At 57.2% G+C, this 19,912-nt stretch carries 14 protein-coding genes; 5 read left to right on the top strand and 9 right to left on the bottom strand.

The features are described from left to right. Positions 1–35: 35 nt before the first annotated feature. From OQ371_RS25265 to OQ371_RS25245, 5 genes are all read right to left on the bottom strand, one after another. Positions 36–2,375 (bottom strand): PDZ domain-containing protein, encoded by a 2,340-nt coding sequence (locus tag OQ371_RS25265; RefSeq protein WP_265991241.1) that lies wholly within the window; start codon positions 2,373–2,375, stop codon positions 36–38. 25 nt (positions 2,376–2,400) lie between these two features. Next, entirely contained in the window at positions 2,401–3,300 is a 900-nt protein-coding gene (locus tag OQ371_RS25260) for a sugar phosphate isomerase/epimerase family protein (RefSeq protein ID WP_265991239.1), read from the bottom strand. Positions 3,301–3,410: 110 nt separating this feature from the next. After that, complete coding sequence (locus OQ371_RS25255; RefSeq protein ID WP_265991238.1) at positions 3,411–4,187, bottom strand: SDR family NAD(P)-dependent oxidoreductase; 777 nt, start codon at positions 4,185–4,187, stop codon at positions 3,411–3,413. Positions 4,188–4,274: 87 nt separating this feature from the next. Then, positions 4,275–5,300, bottom strand: coding sequence for a zinc-binding dehydrogenase (locus tag OQ371_RS25250; protein WP_265991236.1), 1,026 nt, complete (start codon positions 5,298–5,300; stop codon positions 4,275–4,277). A gap of 59 nt (positions 5,301–5,359) precedes the next feature. After that, a complete protein-coding gene (locus OQ371_RS25245; protein ID WP_265991234.1) occupies positions 5,360–6,067 on the bottom strand; it encodes an orotidine 5'-phosphate decarboxylase / HUMPS family protein in 708 nt (235 codons plus the stop codon). A gap of 204 nt (positions 6,068–6,271) precedes the next feature. Between OQ371_RS25245 and OQ371_RS25240 the strand changes: the two genes are divergently transcribed. Both OQ371_RS25240 and OQ371_RS25235 read left to right on the top strand, forming a co-directional pair. After that, positions 6,272–7,096, top strand: coding sequence for an HpcH/HpaI aldolase family protein (locus tag OQ371_RS25240; protein WP_265991232.1), 825 nt, complete (start codon positions 6,272–6,274; stop codon positions 7,094–7,096). Between the two features lie 38 nt (positions 7,097–7,134). Continuing rightward, positions 7,135–8,115, top strand: a complete 981-nt coding sequence (locus tag OQ371_RS25235) for a Gfo/Idh/MocA family protein (RefSeq protein ID WP_265994359.1) — start codon at positions 7,135–7,137, stop codon at positions 8,113–8,115. 86 nt (positions 8,116–8,201) lie between these two features. Here OQ371_RS25235 and OQ371_RS25230 read toward each other — a convergent pair whose 3' ends face one another. Genes OQ371_RS25230 through OQ371_RS25215 form a run of 4 tightly spaced genes read right to left on the bottom strand, consistent with a single transcriptional unit; the run spans position 8,202 to position 14,677 of the window. Then, on the bottom strand, positions 8,202–10,628 hold the full coding sequence (locus OQ371_RS25230; RefSeq protein WP_265991231.1) for a hypothetical protein: 2,427 nt from the start codon (positions 10,626–10,628) through the stop codon (positions 8,202–8,204). A 59-nt stretch (positions 10,629–10,687) separates the two neighbouring features. After that, the gene (locus tag OQ371_RS25225) at positions 10,688–12,562 is read right to left on the bottom strand and encodes a sialidase/neuraminidase family protein (RefSeq protein ID WP_265991229.1); all 1,875 of its coding nucleotides are present in this window, start codon (positions 12,560–12,562) and stop codon (positions 10,688–10,690) included. 9 nt (positions 12,563–12,571) lie between these two features. Further along, positions 12,572–13,528 (bottom strand): metallophosphoesterase family protein, encoded by a 957-nt coding sequence (locus OQ371_RS25220; protein ID WP_265991228.1) that lies wholly within the window; start codon positions 13,526–13,528, stop codon positions 12,572–12,574. A gap of 9 nt (positions 13,529–13,537) precedes the next feature. Then, positions 13,538–14,677 (bottom strand): acyltransferase family protein, encoded by a 1,140-nt coding sequence (locus tag OQ371_RS25215; RefSeq protein WP_265991226.1) that lies wholly within the window; start codon positions 14,675–14,677, stop codon positions 13,538–13,540. Between the two features lie 87 nt (positions 14,678–14,764). On the opposite strand from OQ371_RS25215, the gene OQ371_RS25210 reads away from it, so the two are divergent. The 3 genes from OQ371_RS25210 (at position 14,765) to OQ371_RS25200 (ending at position 19,858) form a co-directional block, all read left to right on the top strand. Then, positions 14,765–17,344: a family 20 glycosylhydrolase gene (locus OQ371_RS25210; RefSeq protein ID WP_265991225.1), complete on the top strand. Its 2,580-nt coding sequence runs from the start codon at positions 14,765–14,767 to the stop codon at positions 17,342–17,344. A gap of 3 nt (positions 17,345–17,347) precedes the next feature. Further along, a complete protein-coding gene (locus OQ371_RS25205; RefSeq protein WP_265991224.1) occupies positions 17,348–18,598 on the top strand; it encodes an MFS transporter in 1,251 nt (416 codons plus the stop codon). 96 nt (positions 18,599–18,694) lie between these two features. Further along, a complete protein-coding gene (locus OQ371_RS25200; protein WP_265991223.1) occupies positions 18,695–19,858 on the top strand; it encodes a DNA-binding transcriptional regulator in 1,164 nt (387 codons plus the stop codon). Positions 19,859–19,912: the final 54 nt, after the last annotated feature.

The raw sequence follows: 19,912 nt of genomic DNA, 5'->3' as shown, positions 1-19,912 counted from the left end.
GGTTGGGGAGAGCAAGGGCAACCGTTTTTGTCTGGTTACTTCAACGGCAAAGTTAACGAAATTGTCTGCTGATTCCGGATGACGGTTACGCCCAGCTGTCCCGTCCAGTTGACTGGCTGCTGAATGGCGATCAGTCGCCCGACGTTGGGAGTTTCCTCCTGGTTTGCCGTTCGGATAACGTCGCCGGTTTTTAGCCCCGCTGCTTCGAGTGGGCTGCCTTTCGGGATGCTCACGACAATGACGCCTTTTTCATCCGGCAAACCAAACGCCGAGCGGTCGCCCAGGCCGCGCACGGTGCGGATGGAAGCGCCCAGCCAGGTCAGTTCCTGCACCGATGCTTCAAACTGGCTGTTCAGCAACGTCGGTAGTGAGGGCGTTCGGGCCAGAACCCGCAACGACGGTTTTTGCACGCCAAACTGATCCATCGGGAAATTCACGAATCCGATCTTCAGCGCCGGACTGCCGGCGTTGACCCGGTAGTTGCCCCGCTCGGGCTGCACAAACGCCGGGTCGCCGAAGGCGCTGTGCGCGTCAGTTCCGGCCTTTTGCGCCATTTGCAGGGCTGTCTGGTCCAGGAAAAGGTTGGAATCAACGTCCTTGCCCCACTCCGTGATGCCGATGGGTGCATAGGGCCGCATGACGATGTTCTTCCGGAAAACGTCTCCGCTGTTGGCAAACCAGACGTGCGGATGAAATGAATTGTTGATCAGGATGTTGTTTTCGGCCGTACGGTAAAAGCCTTCCCGGAATTTTAGCCCGCCGTTCAGGAGCACGTTGTTGTAAATGTGGTAATTGCTGCTGCCATCGTCCAGATCAATGTCCCAGCCGTGATCGCAGCGAAACCGGTTGTTGCGAATAACCGTTGTTTTTTGCGCATCCAGCCGAATCAGCTCCGGATGAACGGCCACCAGACTGTCCATCGTCCTGCGGTTCGGGTGCCAGAAACGGTCGCGGCCCCAGGAGTTGAACGATCCGTGGTCGCCGGTTTCCAGCACCGTATCGAACACGTCGTTAAATTCCAGCACATGTCCGCCCCAGGTTCCATCGCCAATGTTGATCCCCGCCCGTGGCACCTGGTAAATCGAGTTGTGCCGGACAAGAATCCCGGATGCCATCGCAATTTGAACCCCGGCTGACTGTTTTTCCAGTTGTCCAATCCGGTAAATCAGGTTGTTTGCCGCCACACATTCCGTTGGATACTGACCGTTTTTCGGCCCCGGTTTCAAATCCATCTGCCCGTAAGGGACAAACTTTTCGTACTGAAACACGGGCGAACGAACCGCCGACGAATCACCCACAAAACTGATGGCACTGGCACCGATGTCGTGAAAATGGCAGCCTTCGACCGCCGATTTTCGGTTGTAACGACTCAGCATGACGGCATTGCCGCCCAGCGCGGTAAATTCACAGTCTTCGATGCGGCACGTTTCGGTATTTTCCAGAAAGACAGCGGCTCCCCGGTACATCATCCAGTCGCTGCGCAGCAGCGGCTCGTAGGGCTCCATAAATGTCCGTTCGGCCTGCACAAACCGGATGCCGCGCACCGTGACCTGTTGCAGCGGTTTGTCCGGTGAGCCCTTCAGTTCGAGTAGCGACTTGAGCCGGGATACCTCGATGGTGGCTGTGGCGGGATTAAAACCCGCGGGAGGAAGCAGGTAAAGCAGTTGGGTCGATCGGTCGTAAAACCACTCACCGGGCGCGTCCAGTTCTTCCCGAATGTTCTCTACAAACCGTTCTTTGGGGTGCAGGGGCGCGGGGCGGTTATTCTGCCAGCCGCCATCCAGCTGAAGCTGTCCGCCCGATTTGCCGGTGATGCGGTAATGAAAATCGCCCCACTCACCCTGGTGCAGAGCGTGGATGTAACCGCCTGCCGGATTCTGCCACCGGCCGATTCGGGCTTCGCTCAGGGCATCGGCCGCCGTGCCGTTGAACACCCGCGCCTGGGCGTCAAAATTCGGATACCGGGCCAGCACCAGCTTTTTACCGTTCAGAAAAAGTTGCTCAAACGGCGGACCATCGACGTGGGACGTCCAGACGCCATGCTCCGATTTCTGCCAGCGAAGCCGGAGCTTGCGACCACCACTCCAGGTAACCTTTTCGGTCGCGTAGGAGCTGATCGTCAGCGTTTTGTTGCCAACGGTTGCGGGGCTGATCGGTACGGTTTCGGGTAAATAATAGGTGCCTTTCCGCAGGAGAATCTGAACGGTTTGCTGCGAAGCGGTTTTTACTTTTTCCAGCGCCTTCCCGACGGTGGCCATCGGTTGCGCCAGCGTTCCCGGACTGGAATCGTTTCCGGTCGGTGAAACATACAACCGGGTTTGCGCCCGAACGTTCAGCGCGCCGGAGAAAAGCAGGAACCAGATCCACTTGCTCATGCGATGGGGATTTTAAAACGGACGGTTAGTCAACCGGCACGGCGGGCCAGTATTCGGCCATTTTTCGGCGGAGAAACGCCACGCTGCGCTCGAGTTGGGCCATGCCGTCAACACCGTCTTCAATGCTGATCCAGCCGTCGAAGCCAACGGCTTTCAGTTTGGTGAAAATAGCATCATAATCGTTAAGCCCTTTGCCAATTTCGCCGTGGCTCAGGCGTTTTGCGTACCCAACGGCACCGCCTTCTTCCCGGCGCAGGTCTTCGATGGTGCCCGAAAGCAGGTAGCGGTCGCTGGCGTGCATCGTCACAACGCGGTTGACCACCCGGTCCAGCAGTTCCAGGGGCTCTTCGCCCGCCAGAAACGTGTTGCTCGGGTCGTAGTTGACGCCAAAGTTCGGGTCGTGAATCCGGTCGACGAGTTGGCAAAAGACATCCATCTTCTGCGCAAATTCCGGGTATTCCCAGAAGTCGTCTTTGTAGTGGTTCTCGATGATGAGCGTAATACCGTGCTCGCGGGCGTAGGGCAGACACGCTTCAATCGAGTCAGCGGCCAGTTGAACACCTTCCTCAACGGTCAGTTCCGGACGACGCTGGCCGGACAACACCCGGCAGTACGAACCACCCAGCGCGTAGGTCATGTCGATCCAGCGTTTCTGTTTGGCAATTTCGCTGGCGCGGAAAGCCGGGTCGGGGTGGGTAAAATCCGGTGAGCAACACATCATCGGAATCACCTTGCCGTGGCTTTCCACCTGCTGGCGAAACCGTTTCCAGTTGGCTTCGTCGGCCATTTCGAGAAAACCGGCGTACCACTCCAGTCCGTCGATGTCGAGCTGGACGGCGAGTTCAATCCATTCGGAAACCGTCATGGAACCGTCTTTGCAGAGGGCCTGCATAAAGGCTTTGGGAAAAGCAGCTAGTTTGGGCATGTTGTATAAACAGACCGGCCGCGGGGCCAGTGTTTTTTGAGTGTAGAGAATGTCGTGTCGATTCCTGACGTGATTCAGTTTTTCGTGCGTACGTTTTTCCGTGCGTAAAGTCAGTTTTTGGGCGGGTTTCGGCCAATAAACGGATATTGTTCCAGATCAACGATTTGTCCGCTAATCGGCCCGCTTTCGTCGGCCAGCCAATAGACGGCGGCCGCGGCAATTTCGGCGGGCCATAAAATCCGGCCGGACGGAGCAAAAACCGGGGGGACATCCTTGTACCAGTCTTCGGCCAGTCCCTGTTCGTGTTTACGCCGGGCTTCGTTTTCGGTAATCACCCAGCCCGGATTGATCTGGTTTACCCGAACACCGTCTTCCCGGTGAAGCGTATCGCCGAGGTTGCGGGTCAGGGTCATCAGGGCACCTTTTGACACACTGTAGGCCATCAGGTCGGGTTCACCACTCCAGCCGTTGACCGAGCCAATGTTCAGCACGCAACCGCGGTTTTGTTTCAACTGCGGCAGGGCGGCTTTGATGAGCGCAAACGGAGCGAGGGTATTTACGTCGAGCATTCGCCGGAAAAACGTCAGATCTGTCGTGTGCAGGTTCGACGAGAGGACCAAAGCCGCGTTGTTGACCACCGCATCCAGCCGCCCGAACGCCTTGACGGCTACCGCAACCAGCCGCTCGGCCACCCCTTCCGTTGCCAGGTCTTCGATGTGCAGTACGGCATTCGCAGGGCCAAGTTCCTGCACGACCTCCTGACCCAGCTCGGGTTCCAGCCCGTGTATAACAACCCGGCCTCCTTCCGCCACGCACCGTTTGGCAATGGCCTTTCCGATGCCCGTGCAACTGCCGGTAACGATAATAACTTTCTTTTCTAAGCGCATGACTTAAGACAACAGAGGAAAGACCAGAGACTAAAAGTGGCAAAAAACGAAAAGCGCTTTTCTCTTGTCTTTCTTCTTAAATAGAATCTATACCGGTTTCAGAACGCTCTTGATTACCTCGCCCTGGTGCATTTTTTCAAACGCTTCGTGCCAGTCGTTGATTGACCAGACGCCCCCGATGATGGGTTTGACGTCCAGTTGTCCGCTGGCGAGCAGGGCCAGAATCCGCTCCCAGATTGGCCAGTTGTGGCTGAAACTGCCCTGGAGGGTCACGTTTTTCTGCACCAGCGCATCGAGGGAAAAGCCCAGCGGTTGCGGACCCCAGCCGACTTTGGTGATGTGACCGTTGGGGCGCACCAGTTGCAGGGCAATTTTCAGCGTTATACTGGCTCCGGCGGCATCAATCACGCAGTCGGCACCCAGGCCGTCGCGCTTTTTGGCCCATTCGGTGGCGTCGCCGATGATGGCTTCACAACCGTATTGCTGCGCAATGGCCAACCGGTGGCGGTCGGCTTCCAGGCCGACAACGGCCACTTCGGCCCCGCACAGCCGCGCCATGGCCGCGCACAGAATCCCGATGGTGCCTGGTCCCAGCACCACCACACGGTCACCGGGTTTCAGCCGGGAGTTTTCCACCACGGCATTGAAAGCCACGCAGCAGGGTTCGGTCAGGCAGGCCTGCTCAAACGCCAGCTCGTCCGGTACGTGGTGCAGGCAGCGCATCGGCACCCGGACGTAACGAGTCATGGCCCCGTTGACGCCGTAGCCAAAGCCTTTGCGGGTAGGGTCCAGGTTGTAGAGCCCCTGGCGCGACAGCGGGTTGTTGGGATCGATCACGGCCGCGGTTTCGCTCACTACGCGGTCGCCTTCTTTCCAGCCCACCACGCGGCTGCCTACTTCGGCGATGTGCCCGCCAAACTCGTGGCCAAGTACGACGGGGTAGTTGACGGGCCAGCTATGATCGGCGGTCCACTGGTGGAGGTCGCTGCCGCAGACGCCGACGTTGGCGACTTCCAGCAGCACATCTTCCTCACCAATCGACGGTTTGGGAATTTCCCGAATTTCCACCGAGCCTTTCTCGGGGGCAAAATTGACAACAGCAGCAGAATTCATTCCGGGGTGTGTAAGGGTTGAAGGAAAATGACGGGATCAACGTCATTTTCGGAAAACGGTCAGTAGGTTCCTACGGCCACATCGCCGTACGCGTGAATTTTTTCGCAGATCAGCCGGAGGGAGCTTTCCAGATCACCGTCGGCGGTTTTGAACGCGTCGGCGTCGATCGTCAGCGGAGCACCCAGCACCACGAGCGGAGCGCCGTATTCCGGACAGCGGATGGCCTGTTCGAGCGTCAGACCGCCCACGGCCTGCACCGGCACCTTGACGGCCTGAACAACCTCCCGCAGCTGATCGAGCGGGCTGGGCATGCGGTGGCCCTGGGCGGCAATGCCCCGGCGTTCGTCGTAGCCGATGTGGTGAATGACGTAATCGCAGCCCAGGTCTTCGAGCCATCGGGCACCTTCCACCATATCCGGGCAAACCATGTTGTCGCCCATTACTTTGACGCCAAAATCCCGTCCGGCCTGTACGACGCACCGGATCGTTTCGGCGTGGGCGCGGGCCATCACCACCACGTGAGTGGCCCCGGCTTTGGCCATCATCTCGGCTTCCAGATAGCCGCCGTCCATGGTTTTGAGGTCAGCCACAATCGGTACGTTGGGGAATGCTTCACGCAGTTTGCGCACGCCGTGTAAGCCCTCAGCCAGAATCAGGGGCGTACCGGCTTCGAGCCAGTCGACCCCCGCCCGCATGGCCAGAGCCGCCGTTTCGAGCGCTTCATCAATATTGGTCAGATCAAGGGAAATTTGAACGATGGGTTTCATCAACAGAAGGAAATAGGTGAACGTGGTCTGAATAACGGTTTTTAATCCAATAGCATTTTACTGTCCATAAATACTCGTTTTTCGTAAATCAGGCCACGAGACTATAAATAATTCTTTTTGAAATAGTCGGAATTGGGGAAAGCGAAGTACTATGATTTTGAGTGCCTGAACGGGTCCGGCATTCTCCACTAATTAGTTACCAAGATGGCGATAGCGCCCAAATCCATCCTGCTTCAGAAGCTGAGGAACGGTCAGAATGTGTACGGAACCTGCATCACCGCCACGGCACCCATGTGGCCGGTTTCCCTGCAACGGGCGGGGCTTGATTTCGTATTCCTCGATACCGAACACATCCCGCTGGACCGGTCCGAACTCGCCCGTTTGTGCCAGATTTTCCGCGCATACGGCATTGCGCCCGTTGTCCGGATCCCGCAACCGAATCCGTTTCTGGCTTGTCAGGCCATCGACGGCGGGGCCGTGGGCGTGATTGCGCCCTACCTGGAATCCGTCGATCAGATTACGGATCTGGTGGGGGCTACCAAATACCGACCGCTGAAGGGCGAACGGCTGGCGCGTTACCTGAGCGGAAAAGAGCAAATGCCGGACGATCTGCGGCAGTACCTCGAAGCCCACAACGCCGGGAACCTCTGCATTGCCAACATCGAAAGCGTACCGGCGCTGGAGCGGCTGGACGAACTGCTGTCGGTGCCCGGTCTGGATGCGGTTTTCATTGGTCCGCACGATCTTTCGGTGAGCCTGGGCATTCCCGAGCAGTACGACCATCCGGATTTTGAAGCGGCTGTCCTGAAAATCATCCGGACCACCCGCGGCAAAGGGCTTTCGGTTGGTATTCACTTTTCGCAGTCGCCGGAGCGCCAGATTCACTGGGTGCGGCAGGGGGTCAACATCATCGTTCATAGTTTCGATGTGGCCCTGTTCGGGCAGCGGTTACGCAACGATATCGGGAACATCCGCAAAGCCGTTGGCGACAAAAGCCCCACCGATGAAGGGTCTTCGTTTGTTATCTAGTAAGTAGAATCCGGTCGGCTGCAGCTTACCGCGTTATGATGGATCAGATCAAATGGGGCATTATCGGTTGCGGCAATGTAACCGAAGTGAAAAGCGGCCCAGCTTTCAATAAAGTACCGAATTCGACCCTGGTGGCCGTGATGCGCCGGGATGGTGAACTGGCGGCCGATTACGCCCACCGGCACGGAGTACCCAGGTGGTACGATGATGCAGACGCCTTAATCAACGATCCCGAGGTGAATGCCGTGTACATTGCCACGCCCCCCGGTTCGCATACCGACTACGCGATTCGGGCACTGCGGGCGGGCAAACCCGTTTACGTGGAAAAGCCGATGGCCCGAAATACCGCCGAGTGCGAAGCCATGGTGCAGGTTAGCCGCGAAACCGGGATGCCCCTGTTTGTAGCGTATTACCGCCGATCGCTCGATTACTTTCTGAAAGTCAAAGAGCTGATTGACCAGAACGTGATTGGGGATATCCGGTTTGTCGATATTCACCTGCATCAGCAACCCCACGCCGAGGAGGTGGGGGAGGGAGCGCAACCCCGCTGGCGGGTTTTTCCGGAAATCTCCGGTGGCGGTCATTTTCACGACCTGGCGGCCCATCAGTTCGATTTTCTGGAATTCGCGCTCGGACCGATTAAAACCGCCCGCGGCATTGCCCGCAACCAGGCCGGACTCTACTCCGCCGACGACGTTGTGGTGGCCAATTTCGAGTTTGAATCCGGCGTGCTGGGCCTCGGAAGCTGGTGTTTTACCGTCAACCCGCAACAGCGCATCGACGAAGCTTATCTGGTTGGCTCCCAGGGAAAAATTACGTTTTCATTCTTCGAAAAATTCGATATTAAAGTTGAAACCGCGGCTGGTACGGAGGTTTACACCATCCCGTATCCCCAGCACGTTCAGCAGCCAATGATTGAAGAGATTGTCAAGGAGCTGCGGGGCGAAGGCAAAGCGCCCAGTACCGGCGAAACCGGCGCGCGGTCCAGCCTGATCATGGACTGGATTACGGCAAAATAGCGCGGGTAGACAAGAGAAGTAAGACAAAAGATGATGGAGATGAACAACGTCTCCAGTCTCGCTTCTCTTGTCTTGACTCTCCAGTCTCACTTCCGAATCAACCAGATTTCCGTTACCTGGGAACCGCGCTCGCCCTCCCCGCAGGTCCAGATGAAGGTTACTTTGCCGTCGGCTGAGGCCGTTTGGGGCACGTCGAATTCGAAGATGGGCTGCCTGCCGGTCTGGATAAACTCGTGGATGACCGAACCGTCGTCGGTGGTGAGCTTCATGCGGGAGCGGAACCGGCCGGTGTAGGCAATCCGCATCCGGTACGAAGCCGTTGGGTCCAGTTCGTTGTAGGCGATTTTCAGCGGCTGGTCGTACAAAGTTTTGGCTTGTTTCATCCAGACGCGGGGCGTAATCTGTCCTTTGAAACCCAGGGCCTTGATCTCATCCACCCACTCTTCCCCAACCAGCCCGACGCCAAAGCCAATGCGCGGGGAGCGCAGACTACCGGGGTCTTTCGCCCAGCTTTCGCCCGGAACCACCCGGTACCAGCTTTCCGGCGCGCCGAAGTGGTCGTAAAAACCGCCGGGTCCGGGGTCGGTGCGGTGAAGAAGCGCATGGATTTTGGCGAGTCGTTCTTTTTCGTCGGACAGTTGCTCAATGGTCGCCAGCTGGTCCATCAGCCAGGGGGAATCGTTCAGCGGAATGTCGATGTTGTCGATGAAATTGCCCCGGCCCGACATGGCGCCGTGCTTTTCCATCGTCAATTGCGCCCCGATCGACTTGAAGAGCGAATCGGCCAGTGCGAAGCATTTCGTCCGGTAGTCGGGCCAGATGCGGTCTTTCCAGGCTTTTTCGAGCGTAATTTTAGCTTGCTGCAGGGCGGGCCGACTGCCGGTTTTGGGGGCGTTTGCCAGGCCATCGCGGGCCTGTTGCTCCAGTTCGGTTTCGTACAACAACCGGCGCTGGGTGTAGGCATCGTAGTATGCCCGGATCAGGCCCATCTGAAAGCGCGGATTCTGCAGCACCGTCGGCGGTACCTGCTGCTCCAGCAATTGCCACTGCCGCAATGACTGCCCAACGGCTTGGTTGGTGAGCAGGTTGCCCCGCCAGTTGTTTTCCAGCGAAATCAGGGCCTGGGCAACGGTTTCGGTGTAGTCGGGGCCGATAAACAGCCGGGCGTAGTCGCGCAAGGTTTCAATGACAGGCGTTTCGGGGTTCCAGTCCTGATCGCTCCAGACAAACTTGTTCACGTCGTCGTTGGTGCCTTCCGAGTAACTGATGCTGCCCACACCAAACTCATCGAGCGCGTTGTGGATGGCTTTTTCGTCGTGCGGACGCGGGTTGATGCTCTCCCGGCCCAGCGTCATCGACCAGGCCAGGTCCCAGTGCGGAACGGGGTATTGTGAACTGTAATTGTGCGTAATGTCGGGGTAGTGGCGGATCGGGATCGACGGTTTAACCAACTTTCGAATCTCCTGCACCGGTATTTTCACCCACGGCCCGAACACCACGCCACCGAACCACGGATAGTCGGCGTTGACGTGTTTAAAAAACGCATCGAACCAAGCCTGCGTAGGCCGGAAAACCTGCGGAGAAACCCAGATTTTGGCTTTGGGGTGATACTTCTGCAAGACCTGCGCTTCTTTGGCGAGCCAGGTAAACATCACGTCGGGCTCCAGGTCGCCGGGGTCACCGCCCGGTACAAACACCGCGTCCAGTTTGGGGACGGTGGCAAAAACCTCCTCCCGCTCTTTCAATTCCCGCCGAACCGAATCGGGATGCTCGTAGTCTTTGCCCAGGTTTGGGTACCACATCCAGACGTCCAGTCCGTATTCCTGACCAATCCGCGACTGTTCGCCCACCATCCTGATGGCTGGTAGTTTCATGTGCCGACTCGTCGCGTCGTCATCCGTGCGCGGGGGCAAAATTTCGATGCTGTTGGCTCCGAACAGGGCCAGATCGCGGATGTACTGGTCAAACTGCGCCACCGTAAAGGCGTCGTACGCATTCGTTTTGGGACGATAACCGAGCTGGTGCCCGCGTATCGGATAACGGGGGGTGCTGGCCAGCGTCGCTTTGTCGGAAAGGGTTAGCTGGCCGGGGCGCATCTCGGCCTTCCGCAGCAACTGCCCAACGCCGTACAAGAGCCCGCGGGCATCCTTCGCAACAATCCAGACCGCGTTGTTGGGTTGCACCAGCAGTTTAAACCCCTCGCTCCGAATGGCGGGCAGGGCGTTCAGGGCCGTCTGAACGGTGGCCGGGAAGGTTGTCAGATCGGTTTCCAGCGCCAGGGCAATGACGGGCTGTCCGGCCGGGGGTAGTTTCCGGGCGAGGGGCAACCGAATCCGGGTCCGTTTCTCCACTTCCTGCTGCAACACCTCCAGGCTCCGGCGTAGGCTGTTCTTGTCTTTGATTGGGCAGAAAATCTGGGCTTTGGATAAATCAACGGAATCAGGAAAGGCCGGGGTTGCGGTCAACAAGAGCAGGCAGACCAGCCAGAAATGGGGTGGAGATAATCGACGCATGCAAATTTTATCGTAAGGGTTAGGATATTCAATAGCTTGCCGTTATAGCCGCAAGCGGATCATTTACTGGCAGTAATCCGCACATCGTCCACGTAAAACACGGCGGGGTTTACCGGATCATCGGCCCCCGGCAACGGCGGCCCCGGTTCTTCATTGGGCGTTTTCCGGTTGGGCAGATCCCGGTACGGCCCCGTTCGGATGGACAGGCGCTCGACGGACTTGACGGCTTCGGCCAGGGCCGCTTTTTCGAGGACGGTTTTTCCGTCGATCCGCAGGTCGTAGCTGCCGTGCAGGCTGGCGTTGGTGCGGACAGTTAGTTCGTACCAATGCCCGGGGCGGTAGGGTTGCAGCACCTTTTCCTGATGGCCATCCGTGGCAACAATGGCCCCTTTTTCATCAAACCGTATCCGTACCGGGCGGTTACCGTAGCGATCCGTCAGGTCAATTTCCAGGATGCCGGTCTTATCCTGAGCGGGCCGAACCTTCAGGCGGGCTTCCACGCGGTTGCCTTCCTCAAAAATCCGGATGGCGCGGGCGTAATCGTAGGGGTCTCTGTCGCTTAGTTCAAGGCATTTGCCGGTGCCGTCCGGCGTGCTGACCACCGTGACCGGCGCCCACTTCGGCGCGTAGATGTTCCAGTTCAGCACGGCGCCATTCAGGGTTAGACCCTCAAAATTATCGGCAACCGGACCCGTCACCGCATACCGCACGGGGGTGGGAATCCGGCTCACCCAAATATCTTCCTTGTTCATGCTGTAGGTAAGCCACAGGTCGTTGCCGGGCGGGTTGCCGTTGCCTTCTTCGATGCCGCGCACGTAGCAGGGACCAAAATCTTTCCAGCGGCCGAAGAACCGCCGGGGCGGCACCTCCCCCTGCACCAGCAGCATGTTGTCGAAAATAATACCGTCGTCGCCCGTCACCACGACCAGCGGATACCGGTATTCGTCGAGTTCGATGGGGTTGTAGGCAATCGCATACCGGCCATCCTTTAGGCGCTGGCCCCACTGTTTGCCCCCGGCCATGATAAACGTCGGCACCTTGACCGGCTTGGAAAACGTCTGTCCACCATCCGACGACAGGGCGCTGTGCGAACGCTTCCACAACGCCACTACCTTGCCGTCTTTGCGGTGGTAATACGACAGGGCCTCCCGGGCTTCTTTGCCCCCGTAAAAACCGTCGAGTCCCCGGTCTTCGTCCCACCATTGGAACGTCATGAGTTTGTCGGCCAGCAGGGCGTGGCAGGCTTCCAGAAAACCGGCGTCGGTTGAGGTTTTGAAAAACGGATACCGCGTGTTGGTTTCGTTCCATTGAACCCCGTTGACGGTCTTGTGGCTGCTGTAACGGATGAAGTAAATCGGGCCGTAGGAGCCGTCTTGGTAGGCTTCGCGCACCACCCGTCCGATGCCGCCTTCTTTAAATGGCTCTTCCGCGTGGCCGTAAAACGCCAGCACGAGCAGCCGGCCGTTGGGCGCCACGTAGAAGCCCATGCGCTGGTGCATCATGTAGCCGTTGGAACTGTCCGGGAGCGTCACCCCGGCGGGCGGTTCGTAGGGCGGAAAAACCACCCCCGGTTTGGTCCACTGCCGTCCGTCTTTCGAGGTGGTGATCAGCGTCTGACCGGGCGCAATGTGTTCGTCGACGGGGTTGCTGAGGTACTGCTGGTAAAACGTGTTGTTCCAGTAGCAGAGGTTCGACGCGTGGTTGTAGGTCCAGCCGTAGTCGTCGGCCTGTTCGGGATGGGTGCGGTTGACGCGGACGGTCTGGCGGCTTTCCACGCCGATGGCGTACCGGAGCCGTCCTTCGTGAACGTTCGGGTCGACGGTTTCGCCCCCGACGTAGCGCACGGGTTCGGCCGGGCTGCCGGTTTGGGCCTGGCCGGTTAGCGCCGTCAGAAGGAAAGAAAGTGCAAAAAGGGTAGGGTTCGGGAATGTCATGCTGTCATACTAGGGATGCACGGGCGAAAAGCGCAGGGTCCGCGCCCGGATTTCGGGCCGGTCGTACTCCTGGTTGGCGGTGGGGTAGCCCACATCCCAGGGCGAGGGACCAACCCATTCGGATTTTTTGCCCGCTATTTTAATCAGGCCGTCCGTCGAAATCTCGACAACGGTATAAAGCGGATCTTTGTACGGCGCGGTGTATTTAATCCACTTGAAATTCCGGTCAATTTCGTCGCTGTAACGCACGTAGCCGTATTCCTCACCCAGCCATTTGTAGGACATGGAATTGATGCACACGTACCAGATGCCGTTTACTTCTTCGGCGCGGTCGTAGTGAATATGCCCGTAGAAATTGGCGATGATTTTTGCCTTTCGGGTCCTGGCGTTGTGCGCTTCGAGCATCGCCCGGATGTCGGCGGCATTGTCAACCCCGTCGGGGCCCAGACCCTGGTGGGAGAAGATGACGATGGGCGTGGTGGCTTTGGTTAGTTCAGCCTTCAGCCAGTCCCGTTGCTGGGCCCCGATGTATTGCTGGTAGCCTTTCAGTTCCGGCGATTTCTTGTCGTTACCGTCCAGCACGATAAACCGGAAACCGTTCTGGTCGAAGGTGTAGTAGGAAGACGGCATGTTGCGGTAAGCCAGCGCTTTTTCGAGCGAGTAGCCGCCGTCCATTTCGTGGTTGCCGATGACGTGGTATTTGGGATTGGGCAGGGATTGCCAGATGGCGAAGGCCGGAGCGTATTTCTCCGCTGGAATCAGAAAGTCGCCGAGTTCGATAATGAAGTCCGGTATAGCGGTTTTCATGCTGTCCCTGAACGCCCGCAACCGTGCTTCCCCGTCGTGCATGGTCGGAATGTGCGCGTCCGTAAAAAGCCCAATTCGAACCTTCTTAACGCCGTTTTTCTGGCCGAAGGAAAAGGCCGTCAGCAGGCAGCAAAGTGTAAATAGCAGTGCTCTTCTCATACAGGAGCCTTAAAGCTTGATAAAGATTCTTTTCCGGTAGAGTAGATACGCCGGAAGAAAGTTGACGGCCACGAAAAACAGGGCGTACCCCATGCTGGCAAAACGTGGGTCGAAGCCCAGGCTGGTGAGGGCCGAAACGCCGTATTCATTGAGCGAATGGCCGCCAAATTTCAGGTAGTAAAAGGGGGTAGACAGCAAATCGCCCATGACGTAGACCGCAATGGCGTTTGCCCCGAAGATGATGCCCGGCTGGGTGCCCTGGGTGCGACCTAGAATATCGACCAGAAAATAAATTGCCCCTAACAACAGGGCCGCAAAGCCGGAGGTGATGAGCACAAACGAGCTGGTCCAGAGGTTTTCGTTGCTCGGGAACGTCAGATTCCAGCCGTAACCGGCTGCGGCCGTGAAAAGCCCCACCGTCATCAGGTAGGCCACTTTTTCCAGCCGGGGCAGGCGGCCGACCAGTAACCGTCCGGCCAGCATACCGGTCAGGCCGGAAACCGCCGAGGGGAACGTGCTGAGGATGCTTTCGGGGTCCCAGGTGCCCTTCCACATCCGGCCCGGCAGGTACAGGCTGTCGAACCAGGCCACCAGGTTAGCCCCCGGTTCGAGCATCACTTTTCCGTAACCCGGGGTCGGAATTTGCGTCAGCGCCAGCCAGTACACCACGAGGGTCAGGACGCCGATCCAGGCTTGCTGTTTCCAGTTGGTGTTCAGAAAAATAACCGAACAAATCAGAAAGACGAAGGCAATGCGGTGGAGCGTGCCAGTCCAGCGGAGGTTGGCAACGTCGAAGGTGGGCAGCAGGTTCAGAAACATCCCGACGGCAAAAATCTTGACGGACCGCACGATGATCTTGCGATACAGCTTGCCCCTGGGCGCTCCGCTTTCCAGCCGCTTCGCGTAGGCAAAAACGATGGAAACGCCAATGATAAAGAGGAACAACGGCGCGATCAGGTCGGTAAACGACAAACCGTTCCACCGGGTGTGCTGCAACGGATGGTAGACGTGATCACCGTCGCCGGGAAAGTTGACCAGCAGCATGGCGGCAATCGTGAAACCCCGCAGGGCGTCGAGCGAGATCAGCCGGGACGGGCTGGCTTCCAGGGTGCCAGCCGGGTGGGTTGACGGGGTCGTGGGGGCAATCATCGCAGCGGTTGGTGAAAAAGTCTTGGAAACCAGTGGTATTTTTACTACTCGATTCCGTATTATTAAGGCTACTTAACTTTCCCCTCAATGCGTAACTTTTTTTGCCTCACGGCCTTACTGGCCGTTTTACTCTTGTTGAACGGTTGCAAATCTTCCGAAAACGAAGCCCGCCAAATCAATGTCACCTGGGAGTTGATCAGCAATTTTACCGATGTAGACCATGGCTTTGATGCCCGGTTTAATCTGGCAAACAACAGCGATCTGACGCTAAACGATAAAAACTGGGCGCTGTTCTTCAACATGTCGCCCCGGCCGATTCAGGCCAATAAAACCCAACAACCGGCGACGGTGCAGCACATCAACGGCGACTGGTACAAAATGACCCCCAACGCCGGATTCTCCCTGGCCCCCGGCGATTCAACCGAAATCCGGTATTCGGGTATGGAAGCCATCATTAAGCTGACCGACGCGCCAATGGGGCTGTACTTCGTTTTTTACGACAAAGACGGCAAAGAGGAGAATGTAGTCGAGGTAGCCAATTACCGGGTGCTACCGTTTAGCCGGAAAGAGCAGCAGTTGCGCGGAAAAGACGATCAGCTGCCCCTCCACACGGCGGCCAAACGGTATCAGGACAACCTGGCGCTCAGTCTGGTCGGTGCGAATCAGTTGCAGCAAATCGTTCCCTCGCCGGTGAAAATGACAACGGGCGGAGGCACGTTAACGCTGGACAATAAACTGCCGATTTATTACGGTGCCGGGCTGGAAAACGAAGCGCGTTTTCTGGGCAAAAAATTAAAAGAGCGGACGGGAACGGATTTTTCGGTGCAGAGCGGAACGTCCGGTAAAGGCATCATCCTGACGACCGGTGCGGTTTCGGTAAACGGTGTCGGCAAAGAAGCGTACAAATTGGGCATCGACGCCAACGGGGTAGCCATCACGGGAAGCGATGCCGCTGGCGTATTTTATGGCGTGCAGAGTTTGCTGGCCCTGCTGCCGACGGAAGCGTACCTGAAACCGTCCGCCAGCGTGGCGCTGACGTATGCCCAGGTTGAGGACGCGCCCCGGTTTCAGTTCCGGAGTATGCACCTGGATGTAAGCCGGAATTTTCAGACCAAGGAAACCATTCTGCGCTGGCTCGACCTGCTGGCCTTTTACAAGATCAACCATTTCCTGTTTTACACCACCGAAGATGAGGGCTGGCGGATTGAAATTGACGATTTGCCGGAATTGACCCAGGTCGGTGCCCAGCGCGAACACACCGCCGGGGGCATGGCCGCGCCGGTGCTGCACCCGTCCTACGGTTCGGGACCGAAAGCCTACGATGAAACCAAGCACGGCAGCGGTTTTTATACAAAAGCCGATTTCATTGAAATTCTGAAGTACGCCAACGAGCGGCATATTAAAGTCATTCCGGAACTGAACTTTCCCGGCCACGCAAGGGCGGCCATCAAGTCGATGGAAGCGCGGTATAATCGGTTGATGAAGGAAGGCAAGGAGAAAGAAGCCAATGAATACCGGCTCATCGATCCGGACGACAAATCGGTGTATCTGTCGGCGCAGGCCTACAAAGACAACGTGGTGAGCGTGGCCCGCGAATCGACGTACCATTTCTACGAAAAAGTGGTGGATGAAATCGCCAAGATGTACACCGAAGCCGGGTTGAAGCTTGATACCTTCCACGCGGGCGGTGACGAAGTGCCCGAAGGCGTCTGGACCAAATCGCCCCAGGCGGCCCAGCTACTGAAAGAAAATCCGGCCATCAAAGACCCGAAAAACCTGCAATCCTATTTCTTCGGTAAACTGCTGAAACGGCTCGAAAAGCGGAATCTGAGCATCCACGGCTGGGAAGAAGTTGCCCTGACCAAATCGCCGGAAGGCAAGTACTTGCCCAACCCGGACTTTGTGGGCAAGAAAGTGGTACCCTACATCTGGAACAACATCTTCGACCTCGATCTGGGCAACCGGCTGGCCAACGCGGGTTACCCGGTGGTGCTGTGTAACGTAACGAACTTCTATTTCGACCTGGCCTACAACAACGACCCGCAGGAGCCGGGTTTGTACTGGGGCGGCTTTGTCGATACCCGCGCCAACTGGACGTTTGCGCCTTTCGATATGTTCAAAACCACCTACCGGACCTCGCTGGGGCAACCGCTGAACTTCGCCGGTCTGGAAAAAATGAAACCGGAAGCCCGCAAAAACGTGATCGGTCTGGAATCGCAGCTCTGGTGCGAAACCGTCAAAGGGCGGGAGATGATGGAATATTATTCGCTGCCCAAGCTGCTGGGTTTTGCCGAAAGCGCCTGGGCGGCCGAGCGCCCGTGGGAAACCATCGAAAACCGGGAGGCACGGGAAAAAGCGATTCAAACGGGGTGGAACGTCTTTGCCAATACGCTGGCCCAGCGCGAACTGCCGCGGCTGGCCACGCTCAACGGCGGCTACAATTACCGGCTGCCGCTGCCCGGCGCCCTGCTCGAAAACGGCACCCTGAAAGCCAACATCGAATACCCGGGCCTGAGCATCCGCTACACCACCGACGGGTCGGAACCGACGGCCCAATCGGCCCTGTACTCGGCTCCGGTGAAGGTGTCGGGAACGGTTAAGCTGAAGAGTTTTGATGCCGCCGGACGGTCGAGCCGGACGATGGTAGTGGATGGAAACGTGCAGTAAGCCATGAAGAGCAACACCCTGATTGTCATCCTGATTCTGCTCATCTTTTTCGTTATTTCGTTTCTGACTAACATTCTGGGACCGATTATCCCGGACATTATCACGAGTTTTCGGCTCAGCATCGGGCTGGCCGGTTTTTTGCCGTTTGCCTTCTTTGTGGCCTACGGGGTGATGTCCATTCCGTCGGGTATTCTGGTCGAAAAATACCGTGAAAAACCGGTGTTGCTGGTGGCTTTTTCGCTGGCGTTTACCGGGGCGTTGCTGTTCGCCCTGATTCCGAGTTTTTCGGTCGCCCTGCTGTCGCTTTTTCTGATCGGTTTGGGCATGGCGATGCTGCAGGTAGTCATCAATCCGTTGCTGCGGGTGGCCGGAGGGGAAGCCCAGTTTGCGTTTAATTCGGTGCTGGCCCAGTTGTTTTTCGGGGCCGCTTCGTTTCTGAGTCCGCAGTTGTACAGTTATCTGGTGAGCCGGGTGCACACGGGAAACAACACCGGTTTGCTGGCCCTTTTTGACCAGCTGGTTCCCGAAAACCTGAAGTGGGTTTCGCTGTACTGGGTTTTCGCGATGACGGCTTTGCTGATGGTGATCGTGATCTATTTCGTGCGGTTTCCCGCGGTGGCCCTGAAGGATGACGAGCGGATTGATACCGGCAAAGCCTTCAAAGAGTTGCTGGGCAACAAAACCGTGTTGCTGTTTTTCTGCGGAATTTTCGCCTACGTGGGCACTGAACAGGGCATTGCCAACTGGACATCGCAGTTTCTGCAAACCTACCACGGCGTTGATCCGGCCACCACGGGCGCTTCCGTCATTGCCTATTTCTGGGGCCTGCTGACGATCGGCTGTCTGCTCGGTTTGCTGCTCCTGAAAATCTTCGACAGTCGGCGGGTGCTGATGCTGTTTGCCAGTGGGGCCATTGTGTCGCTGCTGACGGGTTTGTTCGGACCGGTCGACATGGCCCTTTACGCTTTTCCGATGGCGGGCTTTTTTGCGTCGGTGATGTGGTCGATCATTGTGTCGCTGGCGCTGAATTCGGTGCCCCACCACCACGGCACGTTTTCCGGTATTTTGTGCACCGGCATTGCCGGGGGAGCCGTCGTGCCGCTGATCGTGGGCGGGCTGGCCGAGCTGGTGGGCCTGCGGTTTGCCATGTTGTTTCTGCTGCTGACGCTGGGGTATATTTTCAGCATCGGACTCTGGGCGCGGCCGCTGGTGAACAACGCAACGGTGAAAAGTTTGAAAGAGCTTTTTGCGTAAATAAGGGTTGTTTCGCGGAGTTAAGCGGAGTAAAATAAAGTCTCCGCTTAATTCTAATTTTTCTGTTTAACGCTGCGAAACAGCTTTTCTAACATCATGTACAAAATCATCCTTCTCATCGACTTTGCCGAAGACTACAGTAAAAGCCTCCTGAAGGGCGTGACGAAGTACTCACGGGAGCACGGCCCCTGGGTATTCTGCCGAATGCCGCTGTTCTACCGGGAAACCATCGGAATCAAGGGGATTTTGCAGTGGGCGAAGGAGTGGGAGGCCGACGGAATCATCGGGCAATTTTACAACGACAACGAAGTTTCTGAATTCATTCAGGCCGGGATTGCGGTAATTGCGCAGGACTTCAAGGAGCGGTTTGACGAGATTCCTAACATTACGGGAGCCTACCACGAAGCGGGGGCGATGGCGGCCGATTATTTCCTGAAAAAAGGCTTCATCCAGTTCGCTTTTTACGGTTTCCGGGACATTGTCTGGTCGCGGGAGCGGGCCGAGGGGTTCGAAAACCACATCAAAAAGGCCGGGTACATGGTGCATACCTTTGAACACACCAAGGCGCAGTCCAGCGAGTTGTGGTACTACAAACCGAGTTCGCTGAGCCAGTGGCTGCAATCACTGCCCAAACCCATCGCTATCATGGCCTGCGACGACCGGCAGGGGCAGCACATCACCGAAGCCTGCCGGCAAACCGGCATCCGGATTCCCGAGGAGGTCGCCGTGCTGGGCGTCGATAATGACGAAATGATCTGCGAGTTGTCGGACCCGCCGTTGTCGAGCATTGCGCTGGACGCCGAAAAAGGCGGCTACGATTCGGCCAGGCTGCTCGATCACATGATTCAGACGGGGGCTACCAACTTTTATGATGTTGTCGTCAGGCCGACGCAGATTGTGACGCGCCACTCGACCGATATTTACGCGACCAACGATGATTACATTGCTTCGTCGCTGAAATACATTCACCAGAACATCGATAAAAACCTGCAGGTGGAAGAGGTCGTCAAACAGGTGCCGATGTCGAGAAGGGCGCTGGAAAAACGGTTTCTGACGATTACCGGCTACCCGATCTACAAGTACATTTTTAACCTGCGCATCGAGAAGTTCACGCAAAAACTGTTGGAGACCGATATGACGGTCTTTGAAATCGCGCTCGACCTGGGGCTGACGGACAGCAAGAACATCGCCCGGCAGTTTCGGCAGGTGAAGGGCTGCACACCGATCGAATTCCGGAATAAATACCGGGTGGGAAAGTAGCGTCTGACGTTGTATCTCAGCGGTGCGCTAGAATGTATCAGCGTTAAGCGGAGT

The organism is Larkinella insperata (genome assembly GCF_026248825.1).
GTDB classification, from domain to species: domain Bacteria; phylum Bacteroidota; class Bacteroidia; order Cytophagales; family Spirosomataceae; genus Larkinella; species Larkinella insperata.
This window is presented reverse-complemented; position numbering and strand designations above follow the sequence as displayed.